The organism is uncultured Veillonella sp. (assembly GCF_900545795.1).
Taxonomy (GTDB): Bacteria; Bacillota; Negativicutes; order Veillonellales; family Veillonellaceae; genus Veillonella_A.
Map to the genome: position 1 here is coordinate 37,452 of NZ_URAR01000015.1, position 8,632 is coordinate 46,083.

General features: G+C 37.4%; 5 protein-coding genes, 1 tRNA gene and 1 other RNA gene. 6 read left to right on the top strand and 1 reads right to left on the bottom strand.

The window, feature by feature from the left end; all coding sequences use genetic code 11:
• Window positions 1-57 precede the first annotated feature (57 nt).
• The 3 genes from rnr (at window position 58) to ssrA (ending at window position 4,313) form a co-directional block, all read left to right on the top strand.
• Window positions 58-2,670, top strand: coding sequence for a ribonuclease R (gene rnr, locus QZR90_RS07560; RefSeq protein WP_295790410.1), 2,613 nt, complete (start codon window positions 58-60; stop codon window positions 2,668-2,670).
• A 393-nt stretch (window positions 2,671-3,063) separates the two neighbouring features.
• Window positions 3,064-3,543, top strand: coding sequence for an SsrA-binding protein SmpB (gene smpB, locus QZR90_RS07565; RefSeq protein WP_295790412.1), 480 nt, complete (start codon window positions 3,064-3,066; stop codon window positions 3,541-3,543).
• A 427-nt stretch (window positions 3,544-3,970) separates the two neighbouring features.
• Window positions 3,971-4,313: a transfer-messenger RNA gene (gene ssrA / locus QZR90_RS07570) on the top strand.
• Between the two features lie 77 nt (window positions 4,314-4,390).
• Here ssrA and QZR90_RS07575 read toward each other — a convergent pair.
• Window positions 4,391-5,869: a DASS family sodium-coupled anion symporter gene (locus QZR90_RS07575; protein ID WP_295790413.1), complete on the bottom strand. Its 1,479-nt coding sequence runs from the start codon at window positions 5,867-5,869 to the stop codon at window positions 4,391-4,393.
• 418 nt (window positions 5,870-6,287) lie between these two features.
• Between QZR90_RS07575 and QZR90_RS07580 the strand changes: the two genes are divergently transcribed.
• The 3 genes from QZR90_RS07580 to QZR90_RS07590 form a co-directional block, all read left to right on the top strand.
• A tRNA-Leu gene (locus QZR90_RS07580) sits at window positions 6,288-6,371 on the top strand.
• A gap of 286 nt (window positions 6,372-6,657) precedes the next feature.
• Window positions 6,658-7,053, top strand: coding sequence for a hypothetical protein (locus tag QZR90_RS07585; protein WP_295790415.1), 396 nt, complete (start codon window positions 6,658-6,660; stop codon window positions 7,051-7,053).
• Between the two features lie 744 nt (window positions 7,054-7,797).
• Window positions 7,798-8,632, top strand: an 835-nt coding sequence (locus QZR90_RS07590) for an ESPR domain-containing protein (RefSeq protein WP_295790418.1), incomplete at its 3' end; no start/stop codon positions are given.

Consider the following 8,632-nt stretch of genomic DNA (forward strand, 5'->3'; position numbering starts at 1 on the left):
GGCGCACAAATAGGCAAATTAGGTTATTTGCAAGTTATTAAAGAGAAGGTGATGAGTATGAAACAAAAGTCAGGTAAGAAAATGAAAGACCTAGTACCATCCGATACAGAAGAGATGAAGAGTTTGCGAGAGGAAATTATTGAGTTTTTCCTGGATATTCGGCCAGAAGCTTATCATGTGGAAGATGCGGCCTATGTATTGGGCATAAAAGGGGCTGATGATTTAGCTGAATTTATGGCTACCGTAGCGGAGTTAGCCCAGGAAGGTCTGCTAAGTACGAAGGATGATGAATATTATTTTTATAAAGAACCAGCTCAATCTGAAAGTGAAGAAGGTCAAGACATAAGCAAACATGAAAATAAATATGGGACGGAAAAAAATCGTTTTACTCCTCTTAGTAAGATGAAGGACAAAACGAAGGCGGCTCATAAGGAAGAAAAGAAACGACGCCAATTAGGCGATAATGGCACTAAAAGCTGGTATCAAGGTGTATATAAAGGGCAACGACAAGGCCGTGGTCTCTTTGTAGGTGATGATGGCGTTACAGAAATTATCATTCAGCCAGAACATCGTCATGGGGCCCTACATAATGATGAAGTTAAGGTAGAGATTTTAGGTCAAACCTATCCTGGTGGTCGTCCTGAAGGGGTAGTGCGCGAGGTTCTCACTAGAGCTAATAGCTTTATTGTAGGCACCTATGATCGACAAAAGAGTTTTGGCTTTGTCATCCCTGATGATGAACGCATTGTAGACGATGTATATGTAGATTTAAATTCGACTATGGAGGCGCGCAGTGGCGCTAAAGTCCTAGTAGAGGTAACGGAGTGGCCGACGAGTCGCGGCAGACATCCTGAAGGCCGTATAGTGCAAATTTTAGGCTATAAAGGGGATGTAGGCTTAGACATTAATTGCATTATGGCAGAGCGAAAGATTCCATTCTCCTTTCCTGATGCTGTTTTAAAAGAAGCTGATTCTATTAATACGACAGTGGAGCTTGAAGATGGCCGCCTCGATTTGCGAGCTGTTCCCATGGTCACTATAGATGGAGAAGATGCAAAGGACTTAGATGATGCTGTTAGCTGTGAATTATTGAGTAATGGTAATTTTATGCTTGGCGTACACATTGCGGATGTGAGCCATTATGTGCGTGGCGGATCTCAATTAGATAAAGAAGCTTATAAACGTGGCACCAGCGTGTATTTAGTAGACCGCGTTGTGCCTATGTTGCCACCAGTTCTTTCTAATGGCATATGCAGTTTAAATGCGCAGGAAGATCGTTATGCTATGAGCTGTATCATGGAAATTAATGCGGCCGGTCGAGTGGTAAAGCATACGATTACGCCATCTGTTATTCGCGTTGATCGTCGCTGTAGCTATACTGAAATTTATAAGGCCTTAAGCGAGCAAATTATTCCTGATGATTTGACGGCCCTTATGTCTTTAGTCCATAATCTACACGATGTGGCCAAAGTATTGATTCGAATGCGTGAAAAATCAGGTGCTTTAAACTTTGAGTTCCCTGAATATAAAGTGCTTCTCAATGAAGAGGGCACACCGCTTCGCATTGTGCGCAAGGATCGAACTATTGCGGAAAAAATTATTGAAGCCTGTATGTTGATTGCCAATGAAACCGTGGCCACCTATTTAGCCCATACAGACAAGCCGTCTATTTATCGTATTCACGAGCGACCTAGCGAAGAAAAATTACAAGCCTTGCAGACTGTGGTGACGTATTTAGGCAAGTCATTTCATTTTGATGCAGATACTATCCAGCCGAGAGAGATTCAGTCATTTTTAGATAGTATTCAAGGCACTGAGGTAGAGCAAATTGCTCAGATTATGACTTTGCGGTCCATGCAGCAGGCTCGTTATTCGCCAGTGAATGCAGGCCATTTTGGTTTGGCGTCAAAATGTTATACTCATTTTACTTCGCCTATTCGTCGTTATCCAGATTTAATCGTTCATCGCTTACTTAAAAAGGCCTTACATTGGCGCAATGGATATACTCAATATGATGATACAGAAGCCTATTTAGATAAGGCGGCAGAACATTGCTCCATCCAAGAGCAGGTAGCTGTTGCAGCAGAACGTGATACGATGGATCTTAAGAAGGTTCAATATATGGAGCCATTTGTGGGCGAAGTCTTTGAAGGGCGTATTAGTTCCATTACATCCTTTGGGATGTTTGTGGAGCTTGAAAATGGCATTGATGGGCTTGTTCATATAGCAACCTTAACAGATGATTATTATTTCTTTGATGAAGAGCATTTCCTTTTAGTAGGTCGTCAAACGGGTACTGAGTATCACCTAGGGCAAGTGGTTACCGTTACTTTAGTAAAAGCTGATTCCGCTAAAAAGCAAATTGATTTTGTACTAGGTGCTGTTGAGGATATATCGTATTTTCTTAATCGAATGAATCGCCGCATGGGCAAGCCTTTAGGTTATGGTGCTAGTGCCTTAGGTAACAGTAATTCTTTAGGGCGCAAGCGTGGTAGTAGTAAGGGCGATAGCTCTAGTAAGAATGGCCGTAAGTCACGTTTCGCACCAATTTTTAGCCGTGAGAAAGCAAATGATTCAAAGAAAAGTAAAGACAAAAAGCGCAAAGAAAATTCAAAGAAATCTAAAAATAAGAAAAAAGATAAAATGAAGAAAAAGGGGAAACGCCGTTAAATTTCCACGCAAGTTTTTCTATGAGGTTTGATATGACTTTTTACTATGAGTACTTTATATAGGTTTTTACTATGAACATTTGATATAATCTTTTACTATGAGCACTTGCTCTAAGCCCTTAGGATACATTACGATTAGAATATATAGATTAGAAAATATGTCGAAATTTTGCTAAAATAATAGGGCAACATATAAGAGTTTAAATGTAGTAAAGTGCATGTATTAAAGCAAAGTGTAAAAAGATAAATATATTAAAGCAAATATAGGAACGCAAATATAAGAAAGTGCATGTATTAAATCTAATGTAATACTCTGCATATGTTAAAGCAAATGTATTGAGACAAATAGGAGTCTAAGCAGATAGACTTTTTATGATTGTTGAGGTGTTATTGTTTGAGTAAAGCGAAAAAAGATGGCAATAGTTTAATTGCTGATAATCGAAAGGCGCGTCATGATTATCATATATATGAAACCTTTGAAGCCGGTATTGTGCTCACAGGAACGGAAGTAAAATCCATTCGTCAAGGGCGCCTAAATTTAAAGGATAGCTTCTGTGGCATTGAAAATGGAGAGCTATTTTTGTATCAAACGCATATTAGCCCTTATGAACAAGGTAACCAGTTTAATCATGAGCCACTTCGTACGCGTAAGCTTTTGATGCATCGCAGCGAAATTCATAAACTACTTGGTCAAGTAAAGGAGAAGGGCTTTTCTTTAGTGCCTTTAAACTTCCACTTTAGTCATGGTTTGATTAAGGTAACTATAGGCCTTGTAACGGGGAAAAAGAACTTTGATAAACGCCAGGATATGGCTGAACGTGATGCAAAGCGCGACATTCAACGCCGTATGAAAGAGCAAAATCGCGACTGGTAGATAGTATATAGTTGTATAGGATATATGACATTTATAGCTTATTTAGACGATTTTTATAGAGGCGAAGTAGTTGCAGAACTTGTACAGTCTAATATGATAGATTTGTTATAGAGATTTTATAGAGCGCTTGAAGGATAGTGTAAAGTGGCTTAGAGATGCATCTAAAAAAGTTACTTTACACTATCTTGTTTTGTTGTAGCTGACTACTATATTTGGGAGGATATAGCGGTGAGGTTTAGGTATATACTTAGTTATGTATAGTTATGTATGGTTAGGTATAGTTAGGTATAGTTAGGTATATATAGCTAACTCCTGAGTGAAAACCTAGATTAAGAGATATAGGATTTCTTAGACAGCTCTTTAGGTGAACCTTTGGCCCTTTATTGACAGCAAGTATAGAGTTAGATATAATTAAGTTTGCACACATGGGGACGTAATGGTTTCGACAGGGGTGCGTGTATCATAGATAGCGAGTCGGCGTTCCATTAGGCCGCTAAACGGTGGAACTTTTAAATTAAACGCAAACGAAAACTTTGCATTAGCTGCATAAGCTACGTCTTACCTTGCTCTGCCCGTGAGTAGGGATAAGGCGTCAAACTACGGGCTCGCCGAATGTATATGCTCAAGTAGATTCGGTTAAAACTCTGAGCTGGGTTAGTGTAGTTTGTCGGTGTACAATAGCTAACTAAGATCTAAAACAGCGACTGCACTCGGAGAAGTCTGTGGGGCAACACTTTTGGACAGGGGTTCGATTCCCCTCGTCTCCACCATGAATTAAATAAAAAGCCCATAGAGCTAGATTATAATTAGCTCTATGGGCTTTTTTCATTTGGTATTATATGAAATATTATAAAATCTTAGGTAAAATGAATTCTACCCAAGGAATGCCGATTAAAATGAATACAGCAAGGTAGATGATGCCAAAGATAGCACCAAGCTTCCAAAATTCAGGGCCTTTAACATAGCCGCTAGCAAACCATACAGGGCTATGACCGGTACCATATGGCGTCAGGATCCCCATAATACCCATAGGAAGTAAGAGGATTAACATGATTTGGCTTGCATCGGCACCAGGAATTTGTAAAATCAAGGTAGCAAATAAGCCTACCATAGCAGTTACATAGGCAGTACCAGAAGCGAAGAAGTAACGAAGCACGCAGAATGCGAAGAGTAATCCAAGGGTAGCCCACATTAAATCTAAGCTTACAAGAGAAGAACCAAAGGCATTGGCTAACCATTTTAAGAAGCCAACATTTTTAAGGCCTTCTGCCATAGGAACTAAAGTGGCAAACCAAGTTAATACGTTCCATGCTGGTTTATTAGCTAAGAAGTCGCTCCAAGTGATGATTTTAGAAACCACCATCAACACAATAACTACAAGAGCTGTAGTAGTTGGGTTAATTTTGAAGTAGCTAGCGCCAATCCAAAGTACAAGAGCTAGGATGGAAATACAAGCCATAGCAATTTCAGAGGCGCTCATTTTACCAAGCTTGTGGAATTCTTCTTTAGCCCAAGCGGCAATTTCAGGAGAGCCTTTTACCTCTGGAGGGCAAAGGAAGTACGTTAAGAGTGGTGTAATGAGGAATAAGATAATACCTACAGGAGCAACAGCTAAGAACCAGCTAGTCCAGTTAACTGTAGGAACACCAGCTTTGGCAGCTAATTCAACGGCTAATGGGTTAGGTGCTTGGCCAGTAAGGAATAAGGTACTGGACACACAAGTGGTAGCCAAGCTAACCCAGCAAAGATAGGATCCAATTTTACGAGGATTTTTGTCTGGATAGCTGTCAAACATAGGGCAAATACTAGAAACAATAGGGTAAATAGTACCGCCACTACGAGCTGCATTACTTGGAATAAATGGCGCTAAAATCAAGTCTGTAATAGCAATGGCATAACCAAGACCTAAGGATGATTTACCTAGTTTTTCCACTAAATACAAGGCAATACGACGGCCAAGACCACTGTTTTGGTAACCAATACCAATCATGAAAGCGGCAAAGATTAACCATACAATAGAGTTAGAGAAGCCGCTAAGGCCCCAGTTAACAGCGGTGGCAGCAGTGATTGTAACTGCTTTACCGGCTTTGTCAACTACAGGCATGCCAACCTTAAAAAGAATAGATAAAGTAATAGCAATAAGTCCGATAAAAGCTGGTGGCATTGGCTCTAAAATTAAGCCTACTACTAATGCAGCGAAGATACTAACAAAAATCCATGCACCATTTGTTAGTCCTTCTGGAGCACCGATGGCAAATACGATAAGGCCAATGATGATTGGCGCCAAGTACTTGCTCGCTGCTCGTAAATTAAATTTTGATTCCATAAGAATTCTCCTTTCTTCATAACTTATAAGCACTTGCACAGATACTGTCTAAAAAGCTTATAAATTATCGTATGATTCATTATATAGAAAAAATGACACTAAGTATAGATAAAATAAGGGCTATTTCATGAAAATGTGGGACGAAAATATGAATTTATAACTATATAATTTATGGATTAAATAATTAATATTCATTTTAACGGATAATATTATAAAATAAGAAATAAATAATTAATATAACAATAAAATATTGCAATAAAATCTATATAGATAAAATAACTCTATTAATCTTATGATTTATTCGTTTTATAAAAAAGTCTAAGAAAAAAAGATTAGAAAGTTGAATAGAAAAGATTAGTTCAAAAAAGTATTTGACAAATATGTGGAATTACTGTAAAATTATTTTTGTTCCATTCGTGCCGGAGTGGCGGAATGGCAGACGCACTTGACTCAAAATCAAGCGGGTAACACCGTGTGGGTTCAAGTCCCACCTCCGGCACCAATTTAAATGAGCTCCATAATAATTCATTTATTGAATTGTTATGGAGCTTTTTTCTTTGTGTCGCAGGGCATGGAAGTGTAGTTTAAACATGCTACAATAAAGAGTAGTTTGAACATTCTACAATACAGGGGAGTTTGAACATGTTACAATAAAGAACAGTTTAAATATGCTACAATAATGAACAGTTTAAACATGCTATAATAAAGTATGGATGAAAATATGCTACAACATAAATAGAAAGAAAAGAACAAGTCAGCGTATTATATACAATATAAAGGGGGACACTATGAAACTAAGTAAAGAAAATGACCTCAAGCATTTGTTGGATGTGGTTGAATGTTTAGAAATAGTAGCTAAAAAGTTATCGAGGCTTAATGGGGAAAAAAGCTCATTAGAAGACGATTTTTATCGTGATTCATTTATTCCGCCCATTATGTATATAGGGAAATCTATGGAACAGCTGAGTAGTGAAACACAAACCTTGTTGAAGGTATTTCAATATACTAATCTTGAAGCGTTATATAGGGAGTTTACTCATATGCGTTGGGATGTACATACGGATTTACTATGGACTGTTATAACTGATGAGCTTCCTAAGATGCATGCGCAGATCTGCGAAATACTTATGAAGGAGTATAGCGTCGATTTAGCAGATAAAACGAATGTTTTTAGAGACAATTAATTAGAACGTATTATTATATTAATCTTAAGTGAAAATAAAATAACATATAATTGAGCTTGAAATAAGAAACTGCAAAACTATTTATAGTTTTGCAGTTTTTTTGTTTATAAGTTTAAATCTTACTGAATAAAGTGATAATTTAATCTAGATAAATAGCAAAAGTTAATTGTATTGATTAATTATTTTTGAGTAGTTTTTTTGTTGTTGGATAAAACGTTTTTATTATAGAAAAAATATCATAATGAAGAAAAATTAATGAAATAAAAATTCATAAATAGAAATAAAATTATAAGTAAAATATGAAGTTTGATTAATTTTTATATTTATTATTAATTGAAAAAATTGATATATAACATGTAATAAAGTGCATAATAGAATAGATTCTTTATAATTTTGAATAAATGGTGAAAGAGTCTAAATGAAAATGAAGTAATGATTAACCCCTTTGTAACAGTATTGACACTATGTAATTCGGTCTACTATACTGATTTCTAGCAAAAGAGTGAATCATACTTTTAATTACTATCTATATATTTTTAAATTGTTAAATTAAGTTTTAAGTAAAACCTTTTTTTCTGAAAAGTTGAGTTTTGTGTAAAAATATTTTTAATTAATTTAAATATTAAATTAATGATGTGATTATGTTTTGAACAAGATTAAAAATATGAGATATTCACTCTCGGAAGTTTTATTATTCGATTTATTTCTGTGTTTTTGTGTATGAAAGGAGCTTAAAACTGTAGAATGAATAAGATATTTAAAATTGTGTGGAGTAAGACGAAGGGGTGCTACGTTGTCGCCTCAGAATTTGCTAAGAGTCATCAAGCCGGTGGAGCTAAACGTACAAGACGTTTAACGGCAGCTGTTATGGCCGCATTGATCTTAGCGCCACAAGCAACTACATTTGCAACGTATATTACAACTACTGGTACTGCATCAACTTCCTTTGCCGCAGGTTCTGCTGGTGATGGTGTATTAACTGTAAGTGGCTCTAATGGTGTAGTAGTTACTATTTCTACAGCAGGGAGTACTATTTATAACAGTGGTACCATGGTTATTAGTTTAGATGACTCTACTGTAACTGCCATTAGCACAGCCGTTTCTAGTGTAAGTTCGGCATCTACTAGTGCTGATGCAGCAAGTACTAGTGCAAGTAGTGCATCCACTAGCGCTGAGTCAGCAAGTACAAGTGCATCCAGTGCTACTTCTAGTGCTACTGCAGCAAGTACCAGTGCTAGTACAGCAGCATCTAGTGCGACTGTAGCAAGTACAAGTGCATCTAGCGCTACTTCTAGTGCAGACGTAGCAAGTACAAGTGCATCCAATGCAGCGGTAAGTGAAAGTAATGCAGTTACAAGTGCATCTAGCGCATCTACTAGTGCCGATGCAGCAAGTACAAGTGCATCCAATGCAGTGGTAAGTGAAAGTAATGCGGCTTCTAGTGCATCTAGCGCATCTACTAGTGCCGATGCAGCAAGTACAAGTGCATCCAATGCAGTGGTAAGTGAAAGTAATGCGGCTTCTAGTGCATCTAGCGCATCTACTAGTGCCGATGCAGCAAGTACAAGTGCATCCAATG